This window comes from Nonomuraea sp. NPDC005983, assembly GCF_040614375.1.
In the GTDB taxonomy this organism is placed as follows: domain Bacteria; phylum Actinomycetota; class Actinomycetes; order Streptosporangiales; family Streptosporangiaceae; genus Nonomuraea.
The window spans coordinates 12,803-34,496 of record NZ_JBEXUP010000043.1; the positions used below are offsets into that span (position 1 = coordinate 12,803).

Annotated in this window: 18 protein-coding genes; 6 read left to right on the top strand and 12 right to left on the bottom strand. The window is 69.8% G+C overall.

From position 1 onward, the window contains the following. Positions 1 to 7: 7 nt before the first annotated feature. The 4 genes from ABZ297_RS20205 to ABZ297_RS20220 form a co-directional block, all read right to left on the bottom strand. Entirely contained in the window at positions 8 to 1,894 is a 1,887-nt protein-coding gene (locus ABZ297_RS20205) for a potassium transporter TrkA (RefSeq protein ID WP_355348030.1), read from the bottom strand. A 240-nt stretch (positions 1,895 to 2,134) separates the two neighbouring features. Beyond that, on the bottom strand, positions 2,135 to 4,084 hold the full coding sequence (locus ABZ297_RS20210) for an endo-1,3-alpha-glucanase family glycosylhydrolase (protein WP_355348033.1): 1,950 nt from the start codon (positions 4,082 to 4,084) through the stop codon (positions 2,135 to 2,137). 222 nt (positions 4,085 to 4,306) lie between these two features. Beyond that, positions 4,307 to 4,855, bottom strand: coding sequence for a DUF1707 domain-containing protein (locus tag ABZ297_RS20215; RefSeq protein ID WP_355348036.1), 549 nt, complete (start codon positions 4,853 to 4,855; stop codon positions 4,307 to 4,309). 4 nt (positions 4,856 to 4,859) lie between these two features. After that, positions 4,860 to 5,588: a PadR family transcriptional regulator gene (locus ABZ297_RS20220; RefSeq protein ID WP_355348039.1), complete on the bottom strand. Its 729-nt coding sequence runs from the start codon at positions 5,586 to 5,588 to the stop codon at positions 4,860 to 4,862. Between the two features lie 375 nt (positions 5,589 to 5,963). Here ABZ297_RS20220 and ABZ297_RS20225 point away from each other — a divergent pair, with 375 nt between their 5' ends. The 4 genes from ABZ297_RS20225 (at position 5,964) to ABZ297_RS20240 (ending at position 12,905) form a co-directional block, all read left to right on the top strand. Continuing rightward, positions 5,964 to 6,692 carry a metal-dependent hydrolase gene (locus tag ABZ297_RS20225; protein WP_355348042.1) on the top strand — a complete coding sequence of 243 codons (729 nt, stop codon included), beginning with the start codon at positions 5,964 to 5,966 and terminating at the stop codon, positions 6,690 to 6,692. Positions 6,693 to 6,835: 143 nt separating this feature from the next. Continuing rightward, positions 6,836 to 9,574 carry an aconitate hydratase AcnA gene (gene acnA / locus ABZ297_RS20230; RefSeq protein WP_355348045.1) on the top strand — a complete coding sequence of 913 codons (2,739 nt, stop codon included), beginning with the start codon at positions 6,836 to 6,838 and terminating at the stop codon, positions 9,572 to 9,574. 273 nt (positions 9,575 to 9,847) lie between these two features. Next, positions 9,848 to 11,854 carry a CBM35 domain-containing protein gene (locus ABZ297_RS20235; RefSeq protein ID WP_355348048.1) on the top strand — a complete coding sequence of 669 codons (2,007 nt, stop codon included), beginning with the start codon at positions 9,848 to 9,850 and terminating at the stop codon, positions 11,852 to 11,854. 382 nt (positions 11,855 to 12,236) lie between these two features. Continuing rightward, complete coding sequence (locus ABZ297_RS20240; protein ID WP_355348051.1) at positions 12,237 to 12,905, top strand: hypothetical protein; 669 nt, start codon at positions 12,237 to 12,239, stop codon at positions 12,903 to 12,905. 38 nt (positions 12,906 to 12,943) lie between these two features. Here the strand turns inward: ABZ297_RS20240 and ABZ297_RS20245 are convergent, their stop codons facing one another. After that, positions 12,944 to 13,885, bottom strand: coding sequence for a neutral zinc metallopeptidase (locus tag ABZ297_RS20245; protein ID WP_355348054.1), 942 nt, complete (start codon positions 13,883 to 13,885; stop codon positions 12,944 to 12,946). 268 nt (positions 13,886 to 14,153) lie between these two features. Here ABZ297_RS20245 and ABZ297_RS20250 point away from each other — a divergent pair, with 268 nt between their 5' ends. Beyond that, entirely contained in the window at positions 14,154 to 14,879 is a 726-nt protein-coding gene (locus tag ABZ297_RS20250) for a sulfite exporter TauE/SafE family protein (protein ID WP_355348057.1), read from the top strand. A 227-nt stretch (positions 14,880 to 15,106) separates the two neighbouring features. Here ABZ297_RS20250 and ABZ297_RS20255 read toward each other — a convergent pair whose 3' ends face one another. Together ABZ297_RS20255 and ABZ297_RS20260 are read right to left on the bottom strand one after the other, a co-directional pair. Further along, on the bottom strand, positions 15,107 to 15,805 hold the full coding sequence (locus ABZ297_RS20255; protein ID WP_355348060.1) for an FAD-dependent oxidoreductase: 699 nt from the start codon (positions 15,803 to 15,805) through the stop codon (positions 15,107 to 15,109). Next, positions 15,750 to 16,076 (bottom strand): FAD-dependent oxidoreductase, encoded by a 327-nt coding sequence (locus ABZ297_RS20260; protein ID WP_355348063.1) that lies wholly within the window; start codon positions 16,074 to 16,076, stop codon positions 15,750 to 15,752. Before ABZ297_RS20260 ends, ABZ297_RS20255 begins: the two co-directional genes overlap by 56 nt. Before the next feature lie 393 nt (positions 16,077 to 16,469). Between ABZ297_RS20260 and ABZ297_RS20265 the strand changes: the two genes are divergently transcribed. Next, on the top strand, positions 16,470 to 17,615 hold the full coding sequence (locus ABZ297_RS20265) for a dipeptide epimerase (RefSeq protein WP_355348066.1): 1,146 nt from the start codon (positions 16,470 to 16,472) through the stop codon (positions 17,613 to 17,615). A 50-nt stretch (positions 17,616 to 17,665) separates the two neighbouring features. On the opposite strand, the gene ABZ297_RS20270 is transcribed toward ABZ297_RS20265, so the two are convergent. From ABZ297_RS20270 to ABZ297_RS20290, 5 genes are read right to left on the bottom strand one after another with little or no spacing between them, the layout of a single operon-like run. Beyond that, positions 17,666 to 18,673, bottom strand: a complete 1,008-nt coding sequence (locus tag ABZ297_RS20270) for a dihydrodipicolinate synthase family protein (protein ID WP_355348069.1) — start codon at positions 18,671 to 18,673, stop codon at positions 17,666 to 17,668. Between the two features lies 1 nt (position 18,674). After that, positions 18,675 to 19,700: an NAD-dependent epimerase/dehydratase family protein gene (locus ABZ297_RS20275; protein ID WP_355348072.1), complete on the bottom strand. Its 1,026-nt coding sequence runs from the start codon at positions 19,698 to 19,700 to the stop codon at positions 18,675 to 18,677. After that, on the bottom strand, positions 19,687 to 19,908 hold the full coding sequence (locus ABZ297_RS20280) for a hypothetical protein (RefSeq protein ID WP_355348075.1): 222 nt from the start codon (positions 19,906 to 19,908) through the stop codon (positions 19,687 to 19,689). Before ABZ297_RS20280 ends, ABZ297_RS20275 begins: the two co-directional genes overlap by 14 nt. After that, positions 19,905 to 20,675 (bottom strand): sugar phosphate isomerase/epimerase family protein, encoded by a 771-nt coding sequence (locus ABZ297_RS20285; RefSeq protein ID WP_355348078.1) that lies wholly within the window; start codon positions 20,673 to 20,675, stop codon positions 19,905 to 19,907. Before ABZ297_RS20285 ends, ABZ297_RS20280 begins: the two co-directional genes overlap by 4 nt. Next, a complete protein-coding gene (locus tag ABZ297_RS20290; protein WP_355348081.1) occupies positions 20,672 to 21,679 on the bottom strand; it encodes a Gfo/Idh/MocA family oxidoreductase in 1,008 nt (335 codons plus the stop codon). The genes ABZ297_RS20285 and ABZ297_RS20290 overlap by 4 nt, the downstream gene beginning before the upstream one ends. Positions 21,680 to 21,694: the final 15 nt, after the last annotated feature.

The window sequence follows — 21,694 nt, forward strand, 5'->3', positions numbered from 1 at the left end:
GCCCCGCTCAGTCCTCGGCGAGGACGACCACCAGGTCGCGAGGGGTGAACGTGACCGGGTCGGACTTGCCGGGGTTGAGCACCACCCCGTACGCCGGAGGCGTGCCGGCCTCCGCCTGCAGGCGGTAGCCGATGGCGGTCTCGCCGCGCAGCCTCGCGGAGTGGATCACGGTCGCGAAGCTGACCTCCACGCCCGGATGGACGTAGTCCGTCGCCGGCTTGAGGTAGATCTCGGACCCTTCGGGGTCGAACAGGTACCGGAACACCTGCCCGAGGTGCGGGTTCTCCGAGAGCTGGGTCATCAGGAGGCTGATCAGCTTGTCGCTGACGACGAAGTCGTCGGCCCTGGTGATCTGCGCCAGCCGGCGGTTGCGGTCGTCGTTCATCTCGCTGACGATCGCGTACCGCTCGCCGGACCGCGACGCCATGTCGCGCAGGTGCAGCAGCGTCACCAGCGTGCGCGAGTCGGCGTGCTGGGGGTCGAGGGCGCTGTCGGCCAGGACGATGATGTGGTCGAACGTGCCCACGCCGAGCGACTCCAGGGCGATCCTGTCGGTGGTCTCGCACTCCTTGACGTTCACGGCCAGGTTGCGCAGGCCCACCTTCAGCCGGTCGAGGTGCTCGCCGTCCTCGACGGAGGCGGCGGCCACGTGCACGGTCGAGTTCGGCGACACGTAGTGGTCGAGCTGCTCGACGATCTTCGTGGCGCGGTTGTTCCAGCCGAGGATGAGGGTCCGCTCCGGAGGCGTCGGACGCCGGGCGGGGCGGGTGATCGCGGCCTCCATGACGGGCGGGAAGCTCCGCACGAGCCTGATGGACGAGTCGTCCTCCGCGACCACGATCACGTGGTCGCCCTGCGCGATCTCGGTGTTCATCGGCGGGTTCAGCACCACGGACCCGTCGCCGCGCCGCAGGCCGATGAGCGAGGCGGTCTCGTACGCCATCAGCGCCTCGCCGTAGGGGAAGCCGATCAGCTTGCGCTCGGGGCGCATGTAGATCTCGTCGCCGCCGAAGTCCAGCAGGTCCGTGCAGACCACGGACAGGCCCGACTGGCGGCAGGACTGCACGACGAGCCGGGACGCGATGTCGTCCGTGTCGACCACCTGCGCGTAGCTGCCTCCGGCCAGCTCGGCCGCCACCAGGTTGCTCGAGTCGACGACGGAGGCGATGATGGGCGGCCGGCGACGGCGCCAGGTTCGGTTGTTCAGGCCCAGCAGCGTCTTGATGACGTGCGCGTCCGGGTCGTCGCCGGACGGCGACAGCACGATGATCGAGCGCGCGGTGTCGAGGCTCATGAGGTCGAGGTCGGTCGGCTCGGTCGGGCTGCCGGTGCGGCAGACGATCCGGGTCTTGCCGGTGCCGCCCAGCCGCGTGCGCAACTCCTCCTCCATCTCCAGCTTGTCCCTGTTGCCGAGGATCGCGACGCAGGACTGCGCCTCGCTCGCGTTGGCCTCGACCAGCTCAGGGATGATCGTGAAGATCTGGTCGGACCAGCCGATGATCGCCGTGTGCCCGGTCTCCACGATCACCGAGCGGCCCTTGCGCAGGTCCTGCAGCTTGTTGTCCAGGCCGGTGGTGAGCACACCGACGAGCGAGCTGACGATCAGCAGCCCGCCGATCGTGACGGCGAACCCGAGGAGCGTGAAGAGCGGGCTGTTCGCCTCGTTGTCGCCCGCGACGGTGCCGGCGTCCATCGCGCGCATGAGGCTGCCCCAGAACGCCTCGCCCCACGTCTTGTCTCCCGGCAGGTCGTCGTGCGCGAGAACGAAGATGAGCACGCCGAAGGCCACGACCAGTACGGCGGACAGCAGCGCGAGCCAGCCGATCAGTGCCGGCGTGCCTTTCGACATGGTGTTGTCGAACCAGTAACGCAGACGTGCTCGCCGCGTGGCCATGATCTTCCTGCCTCCGTGGATCACTGCATGGGACGGGCGGCTCTGCCCCTCACCCCCATGCCGGGCAGAGCCCCGTTGGCGTGCCGATCCCTGGGCGGTTCCGTCCGCGAAAGCAGTGGTAGCCGAGTCACCAAAGGGAGCACTGGGGCACGCGACCGCTAACAATAGCGACGATTGCCGCCTTAGCCCGGCGAAACCGGGGAAAGTGCCCCTAATGGGGGAGTTGCTCGGCCTCTGGCGTTACTTCCGGCCGCTGCTCACCGCGTGGTACTGCAGGTCCTGCACGGAGAACTCCTGCTTGACCTCCCACGGCGAGGAGACGGTGACGGACCCCACCGACGCCTTGTTCACCCCGAACGCCAGGGGGAACAGCTGCGCCTGGACTCCGGCCTTGGCGGCGTAGCTCTGCTCGGCGCCGCCGATGGTCGCCTTCACCGTCGAGTCCCGGGTGAGGAAGGAGAGCACTTCGACCTTGTCGCGCGGGGTGCTGGTGCCCGAGCGCGGGGCCATGAACCTGGTCTGCGTCCCCAAGGTCGGCCGGGCGGTGGCCTTCTGCGTGCGATGCGTCAGGTACAGCGTGTCGCGGGTGATCGCCGGCGCCTTGCCGGTCTTCAGCCAGGTCAGGTAGTAGGACGAGATGTCCAGGTAGGCGTGGCCGTTGTGCACCGACGGGACGAACTGGGTGCCTTCGGAGAAGTCGTTCCAGGTGGCCAGCTGGATCCAGTCCGCGCCGCCGGAGATGGACTTCGCCCAGGTGAGGCGGAGGTTCTCGGTGTTGTTCGACTCGTCGTAGATGCTCTGGTTGGGACGCTCGTCCTGGACCGAAACCGGCTGCATCCAGATCTTGTTCAGGCTGTGCGCCTTGGTGATGTTGGACTCGACGCCGCTCTGCTGCGCCGGGCTGCGGTTGCCCCAGTTGGAGAAGCCGTAGCTGATCGGCGCGAAGGCCGAGGCGTTGGCGGAGAAGTTCAGGAACACCGGAACCAGGGCGACCTTGATGCCGTGCGCGTCATTCATGATCTTGATGAAGCTCTGCCACCACGCGACCGGCTTGTTCTCCGCCTTGAACGGTGAGATCACCAGGCGGTTGTCAGGCAGGCGGTAGACGGACCTGGAGGCGGCGAGCTCGGCCATCGAGGCGGCCAGCGTGGCCGCGTCGGCCGACAGCGAGGTCATGTCCGGCATCGGCACGATCCTGAAGCCGGGGTCCACCGCCTCCGCGGCCTTGACCAGCACCTTGAGCCGGTCCCAGTTGGCGCTGTTGAGGGACAGCACGTCCACGGTGAAGCCGTCGAGGCCGGCCGCGACGGCGGTCCGCACCTCCGTCTTCATGTCGGCGAGCTGCCAGTCGCCGCTCAGCACGTCCCTCGGCAGCGGGCGGTCTCTCAGCAGGCCGCCGTACGCCGCGTGCTTGCCGCCCTCGCCAGCCGGGTTGAGGTAGTTCTTCGTGTAGTAGTCGTCGGCGCCGGCCTTGTTGTTCAGCGAGACGGGATACGGCGTGAAGTAGTGCGCGAAGACCTTGCGCGACGACGCGCGCAGCGTCGAGGTCGAGGGCAGGTCGAAGGGCAGCGGGCCAGGTGCGGCCGCCTGCGTGTCGTAGCCGACCGTCAGCGTCGGCCCCTCGCCGGCCGTGGCGCGCGAGGAGTGCAGCACGCCCTGGGCGCCCTTCGCGGACGTGATCGCGAAGGAGTACGTGCCGTTGCCGGTGAAGGCGGCCGAGACGTCCAGCTTCACCGTCTCGCCGCTGGTCAGGCCGGTGCGGGTGGCCAGCGGCGAGCCGGTCGCGGGGCGGTTGTCCCAGGTGAGCGCGGTCTCGGTCCAGGCGCCGGTCACGGGCCGGACCTCGATGGTGGTGTCGGTGGTCCTGGCGGGCCGCAGGTTCAGCGTCATCGTGACGTTAGCGGCGTTGGCGGGCAGGTCCTTCACCGTGAAGCGGACGTACGCGCTGCGCTCGGACCCCGCCGCGCCGTCGCACGTGGCCGGGCAGGCGGACAGCCAGGTCTGGGTGTCGTGCGGCTTCGCCGGACTGGCCTGGCTGGCGTAGGTGTCGTCGGTCGCCTCGATGGTGACCGACCTGGCGGCGGAGGTGTCGCGGACGGTCGCGACGGCGAAGGAGGCCGGCGCGATCGCCCCGCCCGTTCCTACCAGGGTGACCATCGCCAGCGTCATCGCGCGTAAGCGAGTTCGCACAGTGCCCTCCAAAGGCAGGTCTATGAAACAGGCATATTTCCTGACATGTCGTCAGAATGGCGATGATCATAGACAACACCTGTCACAGAGATCCCAGAAATGCGTCAGATGTCGCAACTGAGGGTCTGTGCGGCGGGCCCCAGGTGATGGCCGAGCGCCCCCGGCCCGGCTCCAGCGCCATGCGACCCGGACCTCCCGGCAGCGGAGGGGTCAGGGGCGGCGCTAGTGCGAGCGGCGGTGGATGAACCCGAAGATCATGGCGACGATCCACACCCCGAACAGCACCTTGAAGATCCCGAAGCCGCCGAAGATCAGCCCGAGGATCAGGAACACGAACAGGATCGGCAGGAACGGGCCGGGCCCGCGCCGGTGCCGCCACGGGTGACCCGCGTGGGTCCATGCACGCTGCGCCTGCCTGTGCGCGTGGCGCATCGACTGCATCTGCTGCCGCTGCGCCCTCATCGACTCGCGGAAGGCGCCCACGTCGAAGCCCTGCTGCGGGTACGCCTCGCGATACCCGGCTGCGGGGTTGCCGCGCCCCTGCACGGGCAGGTCGCCGGTCACCTGGGCGAGGTCACGGGCCGTACGCGCGGCCAGCGCCTGGTCCAGGCGCTGGTCCAGTTCCTCGTGGGTCAGGCGTCCCTGCGCGAAGTGCTCGCGCAGGTCGGCCATCGTCTGCTCCCGTTCGGCGTCGCCGATGCGGAGATCGTTGGGGTCCATGGCTGGTTCCTCGCTCTCCCCGAACCGGCCATCCGGTGCGGAGCCGGTCATACGGTCACTCCTCGCCCGGGTCGCCGTCGGCCAGGATCTGGTACAGCTTGCGCCGGGTCTCAACAAGAGTCTTACGCGCTTCGCGGATTTGTGCGTCGCTCCCGGTCTGCAGAATCTGCATCATCGCGAACGCCGACTGCCGGGCGGTGTCCCACAGGTCCGCGGTGTTGTCGTCGATGTCGGGACGCATCTCGTCCCAGGGGGCGCGCACCTCGTCCGCGTGCGCGTCGATGTAGGCGCGGCCCTCGTCGGTGAGATGGAAGGCCTTGCGCCCGTCGGTCTCCTCCGAGATGACCAGGCCCTCGTCGGTGAGCTGCTGGAGCGCCGGGTAGACGGCTCCGGGGCTGGGCTTCCAGCCGCCCTCGCTGCGCTCGGCGATCTCCTGGATGATCTGGTACCCGTTGCGCGGCTCCTCGGCCAGCAGCGCCAGGATCGCGGCGCGGACGTCGCCCCGCTTGGCCTTGCGGCCCCTGCCGCCCCAGCCGCGGCCTCCGCCGAACGGCCCGCCGCCCCAGGGGCCCCCGCCACTCCAGGGCCCGCGGCCGAAGTCGAACGGGCCCGGCCCTCTGCGGCCGCGCTGCCTGCCCTCGTGCGGGCCACCGCGGTGGTCGCGGTGATGGTGGTGGCCGGCCTGCTCCCAGGCCTCGGACAGGGTGCGGAACGCCTCGCGGGCGGCTCGCTTGAACTCGCGCGCGTCGGGCCACTGCCCTCCTGCTGCTTGTGCGGAAGTCATGATGGACTCCTTCTTCTAAGACTGTTCTAGATGCTTCAAAGATATATCGATAGTATGTCGTTGGCAAGGTAAAGGAGAGAGTGAGCCAGATCACGAAAAAGTTGCGGAATTCGGGAACAGGATCGGGGAGGGTCTCGTTATCTAGAGCAGACGAGGTCGTTCCGCGTCGGCAGGGCTGGGGGGTGCTGTCGCCGCGGAGACGACCTCGTCTGCGTTTCCCGCCAGATTCCCCGCGGTCAGTACGGCCTCCGGAAGGCGCCGCCGGCGGCGCTGTGCGGCCTCGGCGCCGAACACGCGCGGCTGGGGGCGTGAGGGCGTAAAGCGCGGAGGTGGGAGTCGGCGCGCAGGGCGGCGCTTTGCCGTACAGTCCGGATCATGATGGGGCACACGCATGCGATGACGGGAGCCATCGCCTGGCTGGGGCTGGCGCCGGGGCTCGCCGCCTTACCGTTGATCACCGATTCGAGTCGTTTCATGGAGACCGGCATCATGGTCAACGCGCTCACCCCGGCCGAGTTCATCGCCGGGGCGCTCGTCTGCGCGGGTGCGGCCATGCTGCCCGACCTCGACCATCCGAGCGCGACGATCGCGCACACCTTCGGCCCCGTCACCTGGGCGCTGAGCAAGGCGGTGGCCTGGGTGAGCGGCGGGCACAGGGGCGCCACCCACTCGCTGGTGTTCGCCGCCGCCATGGGGTTCGGCGCGCACTGGCTGGCCGGCACCTACCCCATCGGGCGCGACATCATGGTCGTCCTGCTCGTCGGGCTGGCGTTACGCGCGATCGGCATCGGCATCCCGGGCAACAAGCTGGGCTCGGCGGCGATCAACATCGGGCTGACCGCCGGGCTCTACGCGGTGTTCCTCTCGCTTTCGGTGGGTTACGCCTGGTTAGGGCTGGCCGTAGCGGTCGGCTGCCTGATCCACGTGGTGGGCGACTGCATGACCGAGCGGGGCTGCCCGGTGCTCTGGCCGCTGTCGGTCAAGTTCGTGCTGCCGTGGAAGATCGGCATCAAGACCGGCAAGAAGTTCGAGCAGAAGATCCTGGCCCCCGTGCTCTCCGTCGCCATCGTCGGACTGCTGTTCTGGCGGCTGGCCCCCGGTTAACTTGATGTCGAGATACTTGGCGAGATATCTTGACGTCGAGACATCCGCTGCAACCTGCGGGGTAAGGGTCACCTAACGTACGGTGCGCTCTCGAGGTGCGGCAGGATTCAACTGAGAATTGTCTATCGAGGAGGCGAATCACCGTGTCCGCGAACAGCTTCGGCAGCCGTGACACGCTACGCGTCGGCGACGCTTCATACGAGATCTTCCGGCTGGATGCCGTCGAGGGCGCAGCTCGCCTCCCGTACAGCCTGAAGATCCTGCTGGAGAACCTCCTCCGTACCGAGGACGGCGCCAACATCACCGCCGACCACATCCGGGCCCTGGGCGAGTGGGAGCCGAAGGCGGCGCCGAGCGTGGAGATCCAGTTCACCCCCGCCCGCGTGATCATGCAGGACTTCACCGGTGTCCCGTGCGTGGTCGACCTGGCCACGATGCGCGAGGCCGTCCGCGACCTCGGCGGCGACCCGGCGCGCATCAACCCGCTGGCCCCCGCCGAGATGGTCATCGACCACTCGGTCATCGTCGACTACTTCGGCCACCCCGACGCCTTCCAGCGCAACGTCGAGCGCGAGTACGAGCGCAACCGCGAGCGCTACCAGTTCCTGCGCTGGGGCCAGACCGCCTTCGACGAGTTCAAGGTCGTCCCGCCCGGCACCGGCATCGTCCACCAGGTGAACATCGAGCACCTGGCCCGCGTCGTGATGGTCCGCGACGGCAAGGCCTACCCCGACACCTGCGTCGGCACCGACTCCCACACCACCATGGAGAACGGCATCGGCGTGCTCGGCTGGGGCGTCGGCGGCATCGAGGCCGAGGCCGCGATGCTCGGCCAGCCGATCTCCATGCTGATCCCGCGCGTGGTCGGCTTCAAGCTGAGCGGAAAGCTGCCCGCCGGGGCCACCGCCACCGACCTGGTGCTGACCATCACCGAGATCCTGCGCAAGCACGGCGTGGTCGGCAAGTTCGTCGAGTTCTACGGCGAGGGCGTCTCCTCCGTGCCGCTGGCCGACCGGGCGACGATCGGCAACATGAGCCCCGAGTTCGGCTCCACCTGCGCCATCTTCCCGATCGACGGCCAGACCGTCGACTACCTGCGCCTGACCGGCCGCTCCGAGGAGCAGATCGCGCTCGTCGAGGCGTACGCCAAGGCCCAGGGCCTCTGGCTCGACCCGTCCGCGCCCGAGCCGGTCTTCTCCGAGTACATCGAGCTCGACCTCGGCACCGTGGTCCCGTCCATCGCCGGGCCGAAGCGCCCGCAGGACCGCATCGCGCTGTCGTCGGCCAAGGACACCTGGCGCCGCGACGTGCGCGTCTACGTCGCCGAAGACGACGGCGTCGACGAGGCCAGCGAGGAGAGTTTCCCGGCCTCCGACGCGCCCGCCTCCAACGCCAGGGCCAACGGCGACCGCCCGCACAAGCCGGTGCCGGTCACGCTGGCCGACGGTACCTCCTTCGAGATCGACCACGGCATCGTCTCGATCGCCGCGATCACCTCGTGCACCAACACCTCCAACCCGTACGTCATGCTCGGCGCGGCCCTGCTGGCGCGCAACGCGGTGGAGAAGGGCCTGACCCGCAAGCCGTGGGTGAAGACGTCGCTGGCCCCCGGCTCGCAGGTCGTCACCGGGTACTTCGAGCGCTCCGGCCTCCAGCCGTACCTCGACAAGATCGGCTTCAACCTCGTCGGCTACGGCTGCACCACCTGCATCGGCAACTCCGGGCCGCTGCCCGCCGAGATCTCCGAGGCCGTGCAGGCCAACGACCTCGCGGTCGCCGCCGTGCTGTCCGGCAACCGCAACTTCGAGGGCCGGATCAACCCCGACGTCAAGATGAACTACCTGGCGTCCCCGCCGCTCGTGGTGGCGTACGCGCTCGCCGGCACCATGGACATCGACCTCGACACCGAGCCGCTCGCCGTCGGCGCCGACGGCGAGCCGGTGTTCCTGCGCGACATCTGGCCGTCGCCCGAGGAGATCGCGGCCGTGGTCAACTCCTCGATCGGGCGCGACATGTTCGAGCGTGACTACGCCGACGTGTTCAAGGGCGACGACCACTGGCGGTCGCTGCCGGTCCCGACGGGCGACACCTTCGAGTGGGACCCGGCCTCCACCTATGTCCGCAAGGCCCCGTACTTCGACGGCATGCCGTCGACGCCGGAGCCGGTGTCCGACATCTCCGGCGCCCGCGTGCTGGTCAAGGTCGGCGACTCCGTCACCACCGACCACATCTCGCCCGCGGGGTCCATCAAGGTCGGCACGCCCGCCGCGCAGTACCTGCAGGCCAACGGCGTCGAGGTGAAGGACTTCAACTCGTACGGCTCGCGCCGCGGCAACCACGAGGTGATGATCCGGGGCACGTTCGCCAACATCCGCCTGCGCAACCAGATCGCGCCGGGCACCGAGGGCGGCTACACCCGCGACTTCACCCAGGCCGACGCGCCCGTGTCGTTCATCTACGACGCCTCGGTCAACTACGCCGCGGCGGGCACGCGGCTGGTGGTGCTGGCGGGCAAGGAGTACGGCTCCGGCTCGTCGCGCGACTGGGCGGCCAAGGGCACGGCGCTGCTCGGCGTCCGCGCCGTCATCGCCGAGTCGTACGAGCGCATCCACCGCTCGAACCTGATCGGCATGGGCGTGCTGCCGCTGCAGTTCCCCGACGGGGCCACGGCCGAGTCGCTGGGGCTGACCGGCGAGGAGACGTTCGACATCACCGGGGTCGAAGAGCTCAACAAGGGTGTGATCCCGCAGACGGTGCACGTCAAGGCCGGTGACGTGGAGTTCGACGCGGTCGTCCGCATCGACACGCCCGGCGAGGCCGACTACTACCGGCACGGCGGCATCATGCAGTACGTTCTTCGTTCGCTGCTCGCCAAGAACTGAGGCCACAGCTTCCCGCGCCGCCGCCAGGCCATCAGCCGCGCGGCGGTGACGGGGGCCCGGCCGCGTAAGCGGACGGGAGGGCGCGATCCTCACGCGCCGACATCGGGGGACCACCCGAACCATCAGAGAGCCGTCCGGCGGGACATCCACCGCCGGGCGGCTCTCTGTTCTTGACAACGCCCTATTTGTTAGTAAGCCTTCCTAACAACTGAACTTCCAGCGTGCCCGGCGCGCCGATCGGGGCGGCTCTGCCTGGCGGAAAGGCACGAGCCCGTGCGCAGGATCACCCCCCTCCTCGCCGCCCTCGCCCTGCTGGTCGCAGGCGCCGTGCCGGCGTCCGCGGACAGCACCCGGTACGAGGCCGAGAACGCCACCATCAGCCAGGGCGTGGTCGAGTCCAACCACACCGGCTACTCGGGCGCCGGCTTCGTCAACTACGACAACGTCACCGGCAGCTCGCTCCAGTGGACGGTCAACGCCCCGCGGGCCGGGACCGCCACCCTGGCGCTGCGCTACGCCAACGGGACCACCGTCAACCGTCCGATGGACCTCGCCGTCAACGGCGCGACCACCCACCGCGACTTCAACGGCACCGGCAGCTGGGACACCTGGGCCACCGCCACCCTGACCGTCACGCTCCAGGCCGGGCCCAACACCGTCAAGGCCACCGCGACCACCGCCAACGGCGGCCCCAACGTCGACTACCTGGACGTGGCCGTCACCGAGGCCGGCGACGACTACCAGGCCGAGGACGCGACGCTCAGCCAGGCCGCCGTCGCCACCAACCACACCGGCTACACCGGCACCGGGTTCGTCGACTACGTGAACACGGCGGGCGGCTACGTCGAATGGAGCGTCCAGGGCCAAGGCGGCCCCGCGGTGCTGGTCTTCAGCTACGCCAACGGCACCACCGGCAACAGGCCGCTGGACATCGCGGTCAACGGCACCGTGATCGCCGCGAACACCGCGTTCCAGCCCACCGCCACCTGGGACACCTGGGCCACCGTCCAGGTCCCCGCCACGCTGGCCGCGGGCACCAACACGGTCAGGGCCACCGCGACCGGGGCCACCGGCGGCCCCAACCTCGACAGGCTCACCGTCGCCGCCCCCGACACCCGGCCGCCCACCGCGCCCGGCAACCCGCGGGTGACCGCGACCACGAGCAGCAGCATCTCGCTGGCCTGGGACGCCTCGACCGACGACATCGGCGTGACCGGCTACCAGGTGCGCGAGGGCGGCACGGTCGTCGCCGGCCCCTCCGGCACCAGCGCGACCGTCGGCGGGCTCGCCGCCGCCGGCAGCCACACGTACACGATCGTCGCCACCGACGCGGCCGGCAACCTCTCGCCGGCCAGCGCCCAGGTCGCCGGCACCACCCAGCCCGCGCCGACCGGGCCGGGCATGGCGGTCGCGCCGTACAAGTACGGGGGCTGGGGCAGCGCGGGCTCGCCCGCGGGCGTGATGAGCGCGACGGGCGTGAAGTGGTTCACGCTGGCGTTCATCCTCTCGGACGGCACCTGCAACCCCAAGTGGGACGGCACCCGCGCCCTCACCGGCGGCTCCGACGAGGCCGGCGTCAACGCCATCCGCGCCAACGGCGGCGACGTGATCGTCTCGGTGGGCGGCTGGAGCGGCACCAAGCTGGGCGAGAAGTGCACCTCGGCCTCGGCCCTGGCGGCCGCCTACCAGAAGGTCATCTCCGCCTACCGGCTCAAGGCCCTGGACATCGACATCGAGAACACCGAATGGGCCAGCGCCACGGTCAGGCAGCGGGTCATCGACGCGCTCAAGACCGTCAAGGCCGACAACCCGGGCCTCAAGACCGTCATCACGTTCGGCACCACCCCGACGGGGCCCGACTCGACCGGCGTGGACATGATCAACCGAGGCGCCGCCTCCGGCCTGCAGAACGACATCTGGACCATCATGCCGTTCGACTTCGGCGGCCACTCGGGCTCCATGGGCTCGGCCACGGTCAGCGCCTTGGAGGGGCTCAAGGCCAAGGTGAAGGCCGCGTACGGGTACAGCGACAGTGTCACGTACGCGCACCTGGGCCTGTCGTCCATGAACGGCAAGACGGATGAGGCGGACGAGACGGTCTCGCTGGCGGACTTCCAGACCATGCTCGGTTACGCGCAGCAGCATCACATCGCCAGGCTCACGTTCTGGGAGCTCGACCGCGACCGCGCGTGCGGCTCGGGCGGGGACCTCAACGCGTGCAGCGGCGTCTCCCAGCAGCCGTACGACTACACCAAGATCATCGCTCAGTACACCGGCTGACCTTCTACCGTGAGACCGCCCTGACACCGAGGTCCGCCTTGGTGTCAGGGCGGCTCTATTTTCAGTGCTGGGGCGCTTTTCCGGCATTCTTCGCACCAAGGCGTTATTTCGGAGGAGTCCTCCTAGGTCCGATGGTTAATGCTTTTTCACCGGTCCTTTCCCGTGCTGGGAACTTCATCCCGGCGTGGCGTCGTGGAGGGGGCTTGCGGCAAGTGTAAGCATCTATACCGTCGGGCTGGATCGTCCACTGGACCATTTCGGCCGGTGGGTCAGCCGCGGCTGAGGGCCGCATTCCGAAAGGAATGGTACGTCGATGTGCACGTCCAGTCCCCGAAAGAAGGCCATACCCCGGCGTGCGCACCGCTCAATCAACGGACTGGCCATGGCCGGAGCCCTCTCCATGGCCGCCGTCGTCACCGTGGCCGCGCCGGCCCTCGCCGCTCCGCTCGACGACGAACCCAGCGCCAGAACCAACAGCACCAAGGACCACCACAACAGCGGCAGCAGCAGCACCACCACCAGCAGCAGCAACAACAACGACCACGACCAGGAACTGCACGCACCGCCCGGGCAGGGCCTCAGCCGCTGCGGGCCGACGACCTTCTTCAGGGTCCAGTTCCTCAAGCCGAGGAACTTCTTCGTGCCCCGCACCCGCTACACCGACGGCCCCGGTGGCGAGATGGCGGCGCACGTCACGCGGGAGCACGAGATCCGGGCGTTCACCGAACTCGAAAGAGAGAAGCAGAACGAGCTCACCATCAGGGACCTGGTCCGCCACCTGCGCAAGCAGGTGACTCCCCACCTCGAACTGCGGCACATGGTCTTCACGGGGCACGACTACACGCGGAAGATCAGCGATGGAATGTACGGCAACATGTGGTACCGCGTCTTCGGATACCGCGTCGGCTGGGCGCAGTATTCACAGCTAGGCAGCTGCCGCATTCACAGAATCGCCCACGGAATATCCAGCGTTCCCGCGCGGATCGAAGGCTGGAGATACTGGGAGACCAAGCACCCGATGTTCAGGGGGCGCATACTCTCCAAGAAGTGACGGGCGAAGCTCAGCCGCTCCGCGCGCGCCGTCCGGGGTCAGGCGACGCGGGAGCGTGGGGCCGTCCAGGTGTCGCAGGCCGACGGGGAGACGGCCTGGTAGCCGCGCTTCAGCCAGTACGCCCGGTTGGCTCCCTTGCCGTGGCTGCGGTAGTCGGCGTCGTCGCCGCTGGCCCGGGTGGCCTCCAGGAGGGCGTTCCAGTCGCCGGCCGTCCGGGAGAGTGAGTGCCGGACGCCGCCCAGGAAGACGCCCGACAGGCAGTCGGCCTGGAGCTCGTAGCGGCGGCCCAGTTCCGCCTGGTGAGCGCGGTCGGCGCGGATGCGCGACTCATAGTGGCGTCTGAGGCCGACCAGGCTCTGCAGGTGGTGGCCGTACTCGTGGGCGGCCACCTTCAGGGGGTACAGATCGGTTCGCTTCTCGATCCAGTCGCCGGTGAGGGGGAAGACGAGCGTGCCGCGGTTGGTGCAGTAGAAGGCGGCGGCGTCGGTGGGCCACGGGACGCCGCACACCGTCCGTTCCGGGGCCTCGTAGAAGCGGACCTCCGGCTTGCGGAAGGCCAGCCCATTCCGGGCGAAGTGAGCGGACCATGATTTGTCCAGGCATTTTAACATCGCGGTGAGGTACTCCCGCGTCCTCGGGATACCGCCGTACGAGAGGGACGGCTCCGGACACGACGTGACGGTCAGCCTCCCTGTCCCGGCGAACGGGCCCTTGCTCGCGGCGGCCTCAGCAGCCCCAGATGCCAGAGTGACGAGGCCGACGGCGGCCAGCAGAGCTACCACCGCGCGTCCGGCGGCCCGCCTGGTGCCGCCGGCAAGGGGGCGGCGGGCGAGGGGGTGCCGCGCGCGGGGTTCGCCGGTGTCGGGCTGGTGCAGGAGGTGGCCTGCGAGGGGTGGTTGAACTGGGTGTTGGGTGGACGTGTCGTCGGTGGAGCGGACGGGGGGTGCCGGAGGTGCGGCGGGCTGGAAGGTGAGGCGCACGATCTCGGAGCTTAGAGCAGTGCGGCCCGTCGGAGTCTGGCACGATGGGAGCGCCACCCGGCGAAGTGCTGGTTCGCTGGGTGGCCCCTCCCCAGCGTATGGCGGTCGGTCCGTGCCCTGCTGGATCAGGCCTACAGGGCGGCGCTTGGCCCTGACAACCGCCGGTCAGCGGTCCTCGGCGCTCCGGTACCGCCCGATGCGTCATCCGTGCGGGTTCATGGCCCTGTGCGGTCAGGTTCACGGAGGGGATGATGGTTGACTCTTCCCCATGAGTCACGCGGAGTTGCTCCTGGTTGTTGGTGGTTTAGCGGTATTTGTCGGGGCGGTCGTTCAGGGCAGTGTGGGGTTCGGGCTGGGGTTGGTGGCCGCTCCGGTGCTCACGATGCTCGACCATGGCGTGATGCCCGGGGCGATCCAGGTGGTCAATCTGACGCTGCCGCTGTTCACACTGGCCGTGGAGTGGCGGCGGGTCGACTGGCGCGGGCTGGGGTTCGCGGTGCTCGGCAGGCTGCCAGGAAGCGCCATCGGGGCGTTGATCGTGGTCTATGTGTCGACCCAGGTCCTGGGCGTGTTCGTGGGGGTCATGGTGCTGGTGGCCGTGGGGCTCACGACGTGGGCGATCAGCCTGCCCCGCAACGGGCGGACGATCACCGGGGCCGGGTTCGTCTCCGGGATCACCGGCACCGCCACCGGCATCGGCGGTCCGCCCATCGCGCTGGTCTACCAGAGCGCCAAGGGGCCGCAGATCCGGGCCACGCTGGCGATGTTCTTCTTCCTGAGCGCCGGGCAGTCGCTGGTCATCCTGGCCCTGGTCGACAAGCTGCCGGTGCGCGCGCTCAGCACGGGGGCGACGCTCGTCGTGCCCATGGTCGCCGGCTTCCTGGTCTCCGGGCCGCTGCGGCGCTATCTGGACGGCGGCAGGGTCCGCGTGGCGGTCCTGGCGGTGGCCGCTCTCTCGGCGACGACCCTGATCGTCCAGAGCCTGGCCGCCTGAGGGTCCTCGGCCCTGAACGCCCGCCGGTGTCCACGTGGACGATTCTTCGGCCCGCCTGTCACTTCCTCAGCTTGAGGTCAGTGGGGCGTTACGGTGCGACACGAGGGCCACCGGAAGCTTGGCGTAGATGTCGTAATCCACACCGAACTCGCAGGCTCTCCCTCATTTCAACAACTCCGAAGATCGTGTCACTGCGTACTCAACCCTGTGGTCAGTCCACCTGGCCCCTAGGCGTCGAACATCGCGAAGAGGGTGTTGAGGCCTTCCGCCAGGAGCGGGTGTGTGAAGATCGCGTCCGCCATCGCGGTGTGGGTGAGCTTGCCCAGCATGGCGACCTGGATCATAGTCATGATCTCGCCGCCTTCACTGCCGAGGACCGTGCAACCCAGGATCTGCCCGCTGTCCGCATCGACGACGGCCTTCATGAAGCCGCGCGTCTCCCCGGTCTCGACAGCCCGGATGACGGCGCTCATCGGGAGCTTCGCCACCTGGATCGCGCGTCCTTGCGCCCTGGCCTCGCGCTCGGTCATGCCGGCGCGGCCGAGTTGCGGGTCGATGAACACCGTGTACGGGACGATCCGGTCCCGCGTGCTCGCCTTCTCGTGCCCGATGAGGTTGGCGTGCAGGATGCGGTAATCGTCGTAGGAGAGGTGGGTGAAGGCCGGGCCGCCCTTGACGTCCCCCATCGCGTAGACGCCGGGGACACTGGTTTCCAGGTACTCGTCGACCTCGATGAAGCCGTGGTCGTTGAGACGGATGCCGGCCGCCTCGAGGGTGAGCGCCTCCGTATTCGGGATGCGGCCGATGGCCGACAGCAGGTGCGAGCCTTCGAACTTCGGCCCCGTGAAATGGGCCTCGCCTTCGATCAGGTCAAGCCCGTCCTGCGCCAGGCGGCTCGCGTAGTTCTGCCGCGCGCCGGCGACCATGGCCCGTTTTGCGCTCACGCACCACGGCCAGGTCCACCGATACCGGACCAGTACGCACGCCGTACTCCGCGCCGCGCCGCGCCTGGGAGGCGAGGCGCGCGCTGGCGACCATCGTCTTGGTCGGGGTGCACCCCGTGTTGACGCAGACGCCGCCGAGCTGGTCACGCTCGACGAGCGCCACCCTCTGGCCCGCCTTCGCCAGCTCGACGGGGAGGAACCGGCCACCCTGGCTGGTCCCTATCACGATCGCGTCGTAGTGCTCATCGGTCATTGCGTCTCCTCCCCGCGCCGTCTTCCGCATGCCTCACCAGCTTTCGTACGACCCGGCGGGTGAGTTCCTTCTCCTTGGTGAGTAGCTCGTTGCGTACGGCGAGCCCCTGTTCGCGTACCGACCAGCGGGGCGCGGGGCAGCCGGCGGGGAGCCCACACCCCGTCTCCACCAGACCTTGCCCGTTTGCGCGCGATGTACCTGCCGAGTTGCGCCAAATTACAGGCCACACCCGCCACATCGGGCGTCTCACGGCAGCCATGACGACAACGGCGACACACAACCATCGGCGAGCGCCATGAATTCATTCCATGAATTCGTGAATCATTTCCAGCGTGCTAGGTTCAGGGCGTCGCGGTAACGGAAATAGCACGAATTCATGCCATTGGGAGAATCATGGAGTCGCTAATCGTCGAGCGGGTGGACACATTTGTCGTGGAATTGCCGTCCATCCGGTCGTTCAGCATTTCCGGGGGAAGTGTCACCACGGCGGGGAAGCCCGCCGAACGGGTTCTTGTCAAGGTGACGGCCGGAGGGCTGACCGGCTGGGGAGAGGCGACGCCGACACCCGCCTGGACCTACGAGACCGTGGAGTCGATCTCGACGACGATCGATCGCTACCTCGCTCCCGCGCTGGTCGGACGGTCGGCGTGGGATCTCGACGGCGCCTGCGCGGCCTACGAGAAGGTGATCAACCGAGGGCTGACGATCGGCTCCCCCATCGCCAAGTCCGCACTCGACATCGCGCTGCACGACCTGCTCGGCCGGGCGCTCGGTGTCTCCGTCGGCGTGCTCTGGGGCCAGCGCCGCGTCGACCGCATCACGCTCGGGTGGATCGTGGCCGGCCAGACCCCGGCCGAGGTACGGCAGGCGGTCGAGGAGGGCAGGGCGCAGGGCTACCAGGCGTACAAGGTCAAGGTGGGCCTGCACGACGAGGCGACGGACGTCTCGGTCGTGGCGGCGGTCAGGGAGGCGGCCCCGGGCGCGCCCATCTGGGTGGACGCGAATCAGGCCTACACCGTGGACGGCGCGCTGCGTATGGCGCGCAGGCTCGCCGACCTGGACGTGTCGGCGTTCGAGCAGCCGCTGCCCGCCAACGACGTCACCGGGCTGCGCCGGCTGCGGGACCGCAGTCCGCTGCCCGTGGCGCTGGACGAGAGCCTGCGCCACCCCTCCGACCTGGCCACCTTCGTGAAACTCGACGCGGTCGACATCGCCATCGCCAAGGTCCAGCGTTCGGGCGGTCTCACGCTCTCCCGCCGGCTGTGCCAGTTCGCCGAGGACGCGGGGCTGCGCATCATGGGTTCGGGACTGACCGACACCGATCTCGGATTCGCCGCCTCGCTGCATCTGTTCGCCGCGTTCGGCGTGGACACTCCCGTCGATCTCAACGGGCGGCAGTTCGTCCACTCGGCGTACGTCGGGGGGAGCACGGTGGAGGTCGTGGACGGCACGGCGCTGGTGCCCACGGGGCCTGGCCTGGGGGTCGAGGTGGACGAGGACGCGGTCCGCGCCCTCGCCTCGGCCCACTGGAGCGTCTGACGGACTGTGTTCCGCCGCTCCCCGAGGAGGGCGGCGGAACACCAGAGCGCTCAGCGCAGCCAGTCGTCCAGGCCGGCGGCGACGAAGTCGTCGTCGACCAGCCAGGGGTAGGCGGCGCCGACCCTGGCGATCTCGTCGGCCTGTCCCGGAGACAGTCCCTCCTGCGGGTCGAGGCACCACGTTCCGGCCAGGAGCCCCTGCCCGCGCAGCACCTCGTGGACTCCGGCGATGCAGCCGCGGAAGTCGCCCGCCACGTCGAAGACGGCGCTGTTGGCGTCGGTGAGGTCGGCGGCGCGGGCCAGCAGGGAGCGGAGGACCTGGTCGTCCCCGGCCCATGCCTGGCGTACCTCCTCGAACATGAGTACCGCCGCGCGGGTCCACACCGCCCACTGGCCGAGCAGTCCGCCGACGATGCGGTGCCCCGCGACCGGCGTGAGCAGGTCGGTCAGGATGTTGTCGTCGTTGCCGGTGTAGAGCGCGATGTCGTCGCCGCGCCCCGACGCCTCGACGGCCCTGACCACGTCGACCGTACGGTAGCGGTCGAAGGGCGCCATCTTGATCGCCACCACCGACTCCTGCTCGCTCAGCGAGCGCCAGTAGGACGGGCTCAGCCTCCTGCCGCCCACCGCCTCCTGCAGGTAGAAGCCGATGACGGGCAGCACCTCCCCGACGGCCCTGGCCCGGTCGAGCAGCTCGGCCTCGCCGGCGCCCGGCACCTTCGGGGACAGCAGCACGGCGTGGTAGCCCAGCGAGGCGGCGAGCTCGGCCTCGGCGACGGCCTGTGCGGTGTCGCCGCACGCCCCCGCGATCATGACGAAGGGCCGGTCGGCCTCCTTCGCCACCACGTCGGCGGAGATCTCCAGCACCGGCCTGAGCAGCCCCGCCTCGCGGATCTCGAACTGCGTCGTGTGCACCGCGACGGCCACCCCGCCCGCTCCGGAGGCGAGGTAGTAGCGGGTGAGCGCCCGCTGGCGACGCTCGTCGAGCGTGCGCCGTCCTGTCAACGCCATCGGGTGGGCGGGGATGACGGTCCCCTCCCTGAGCAGGTCGATCGACATCTCAGAACCTCCCGTCGCGCACCGCGAACTTGGTCGGCTTCCCTGACAGGGGCAGCCCGCGCGACAGCCAGTCGGCCTGCCACGCGATCAGCGTGTCGAGCGGCACGTCCGGGTAGCCGAACAGGCCGTGACAGCGGGAGGCGTCGTTCAGCAGCGCCGTGCCGCTCTCCTGGCCGGTGAAGGTCGCCTCGACGCCCAGTGCTGCGGCCAGCCGGGTGGCCGTGCGCCGCACCGAGGCCGTCTCGGGGCCGGTCAGGTTGAGCGTGAACGCCTCCGGTGCCCGCGCGTGCCCCAACGAGCGCAGCGCGACCTCGTTCGCGTACCCCTGCCAGACGACGTTGACGTGGCCGGTCGTGAGGTCGACCGGCTCGCCCGCCGCCAGGGTCGCGGCGATGTCCGCCAGGACGCCGTAGCGCAGGTCCACGGCGTAGTTGAGGCGCAGGATCGTGACCGGGGTGCCGTACGAAGCGGCGGCGTGCTCGAAGACGCGCTCCCTGCCGAGGCAGCTCATCGCGTACTCGCCGACCGGTCCCGGCCGGTCGTCCTCCGCGCTCCCGCCGGAGGCCACGTCCACCAGGGGGTACACGTTGCCGGTGGAGAACGCCGCGATCGCCGAGTCGCGGTAGCGCCGCGCGACGGCGGCGGGCAACGCGGCGTTGACCGCCCACGCCTGGTACGGCGCCGCCGATGTGCCGAACTTGGCGCCGACCATGAAGACGACGTTCGCCGCGTCGGGCAGCCCGGCGAGGTCGTCGTCGCCCATCAGGTCGTGGCGCACCACGTCGACGCCCTGCTCCGCCAGCTCCTTGGCGGCGGCGTCGTCCGACCAGCGTGACACGGCGTACACGCGGGCGGAGCCGCGTCCCGCGGTGTCCAGCGCCCGCCGGGCAAGCCGGACCAGGCTCGGCCCCATCTTGCCGCCGGCGCCGAGCACGACGAGGTCGCCGTCCAACTCGCCGACGTCGGCGACCAGCGCGGCCGAGGGGGTGGCCAGCCGGTCCTCGAGTTCCCGCTCAGAGGTGAACATGTCGCGCTCCTTCGTCGTCCGGCCTCCGGTAGCGCATGCCCAGCCGGTCGAGGAGCGGCAGGTGCGCGGTCAGCCGCCGGGTGAAGTCGCCGAGGTCCCTGCCGGAGGACCAGGCGGCCTCGGCGACGGCGCACAGGCGGGGGAACGCGTTGTCGTCGAAACGTTCCCTGGTGGGGAGGCCCGCCCGCAGGATCAGCGGGGAGATCATCGCCCGAGCACCTCGCGGAAGGCGGCGAGGGCATCGCCGACGGGCGGCGCGTCGGGGTACCACACGCGTTCCCATTCGAGCGCGAGATAGCCCGTGTAGCCGAGACGGTCGAGCTCGGCGAGCACGCCGGGCACCCCCACCGCGCCCCGGCCGGGCAGCACGGGGGCCAGCTCGGTCGGCGCCGCCGCGTCCTTGATCTGCACGTGCCGCAGGTACGGCGCCAGCGCGTCCGCCGTGGCGGCGGCCGTCTCGCCCGCCCGCCACGGGTTGACCACGTCCCACAGCGCGCCGATCCGTGGCGAGCCGACCCCGGCGAGCACTCCGGCGATCGCCTCGCCGGTGAGGAAGACGTCGTGGGTCTCCAGCAGCACGTCGACGCCGTTGTCCGGCAGCCGGTCCGCCACCTCCGCGAGCCTCCGAGTCGCGGCGGCGGCCGGATCGTCCTGTCCCTCGACCCCGCCGAAGACGCGCACGAACGGCGAGCCGAGCGCCTCGGCGATCTCGACGTGGCGCAGCACCTCGGCCACGGTGTCGCCGTCCGGCCGCGCCACGCGCGTGTAGGAGCAGACGGCGACGATCTCGACTCCTGCCTCGTCGAAGGCGCGGCGGACCTGACGCAGGTCCGCGGCCGACGTGTCCGGCGCGACGATCTCGCCGTCGGCGCAGCGCAGCTCCACGCCGGCGCAGCCGTACGTGGCGGCCACCGCGATCACCTCGTCGGCGGGGGCGCCCGGCATGCCGAGCGTGCTGAACGCGATCGGGTTCACATCTGTCCCTTCACTGTGACGGTGGAACCGTTGCGGGCGGAGTCGTAGACGGCGAGGGCGACGTCCAGGACGGACAGCGCGTACTCCGGCGTGACCTGGGGCGCGCTCCGCGCCGCGCAGGCGCGCGCGAAGTCGGCGAGCTGCGCGGCGAACGCCTTGGTCATCTCGCCGGGCTCGGGGGCGGCGACCTGGGTGGCGACGCCTCCGCGGAAGGACCAGACGCCTTCGCCCCGGCTGATCCTGACCGCGCCCTCGCCGCACACGAGCTCGGCCTCGTCGGTGAACGGCAGGCCGGTGCCGGTGACGGAGATCGTCGAGCGGGTGCCGTCGGCGTGCCGCGCCAGGGCCACCGCCTCCGTCTCGACCGATGCGCCGGCGGGTCCGGCGATGTGGCCGGTGACCTCGACGATCGGCGAGCCGACGAGCATCTGGAGCTTGTCGATGCTGTGGGTGCCGACGTTGAGCACGATTCCGCCGCCGGCCATGTCGGCGTCGAGGAACCAGCGGGGCCGCGAGGGGTCGGCGTAGTCGGCGGTACGCCGCTCCGAGGCCACCACGACCTGGCCGAGTTCCCCGGACGCGAGATAGGCGGCCGCGGCGCGCAGCGTCGGGACGAAGCGCAGGACGTGCCCGACCGTGAACACGACTCCGGCCGCACGGCAGGCGTCGATCATGCGGATCGCGTCCTCGCGCGTGGTGGCGATCGGCTTCTCCAAGAGCACGTGCAGCCCGGCCGCGGCGGCGTCCAGGGTGATCGGCGCGTGCAGGGCGTGCGGGACGGTGATCACGACCGCGTCGAGGCCGCCCGCGTCGATCATCTCCCGATGGTCGGTGAAGACGCGGGCGCCGGCCTCCGCGGCCAGTTTCTCCGCCACCTCGGCCCGCACGTCGCACACCGCGACGATCTTCACCTGGCCGGCCGTCTGACGAGCGGCGGCCACGTGGAGCTCGGCGATGGTGCCCGCGCCGATGACGCCCAGGCGTAGCCCGGATGTTGTTGTCACGATTTCCTTCCTGGA

Excerpts from the sequence above, each read along its gene's own strand:
- ABZ297_RS20260 (WP_355348063.1), bottom strand. The coding sequence starts at position 16,076 with ATGACCGATGAGCACTACGACGCGATCGTGATAGGGACCAGCCAGGGT.
- ABZ297_RS20255 (WP_355348060.1), bottom strand. The coding sequence starts at position 15,805 with ATGGTCGCCGGCGCGCGGCAGAACTACGCGAGCCGCCTGGCGCAGGAC.
- ABZ297_RS20265 (WP_355348066.1), top strand. The coding sequence starts at position 16,470 with ATGGAGTCGCTAATCGTCGAGCGGGTGGACACATTTGTCGTGGAATTG.
- ABZ297_RS20275 (WP_355348072.1), bottom strand. The coding sequence starts at position 19,700 with ATGTTCACCTCTGAGCGGGAACTCGAGGACCGGCTGGCCACCCCCTCG.
- ABZ297_RS20250 (WP_355348057.1), top strand. The coding sequence starts at position 14,154 with ATGAGTCACGCGGAGTTGCTCCTGGTTGTTGGTGGTTTAGCGGTATTT.
- ABZ297_RS20280 (WP_355348075.1), bottom strand. The coding sequence starts at position 19,908 with ATGATCTCCCCGCTGATCCTGCGGGCGGGCCTCCCCACCAGGGAACGT.
- ABZ297_RS20240 (WP_355348051.1), top strand. The coding sequence starts at position 12,237 with ATGGCCGGAGCCCTCTCCATGGCCGCCGTCGTCACCGTGGCCGCGCCG.
- ABZ297_RS20205 (WP_355348030.1), bottom strand. The coding sequence starts at position 1,894 with ATGGCCACGCGGCGAGCACGTCTGCGTTACTGGTTCGACAACACCATG.
- ABZ297_RS20270 (WP_355348069.1), bottom strand. The coding sequence starts at position 18,673 with ATGTCGATCGACCTGCTCAGGGAGGGGACCGTCATCCCCGCCCACCCG.
- ABZ297_RS20220 (WP_355348039.1), bottom strand. The coding sequence starts at position 5,588 with ATGACTTCCGCACAAGCAGCAGGAGGGCAGTGGCCCGACGCGCGCGAG.
- ABZ297_RS20215 (WP_355348036.1), bottom strand. The coding sequence starts at position 4,855 with ATGACCGGCTCCGCACCGGATGGCCGGTTCGGGGAGAGCGAGGAACCA.
- ABZ297_RS20225 (WP_355348042.1), top strand. The coding sequence starts at position 5,964 with ATGATGGGGCACACGCATGCGATGACGGGAGCCATCGCCTGGCTGGGG.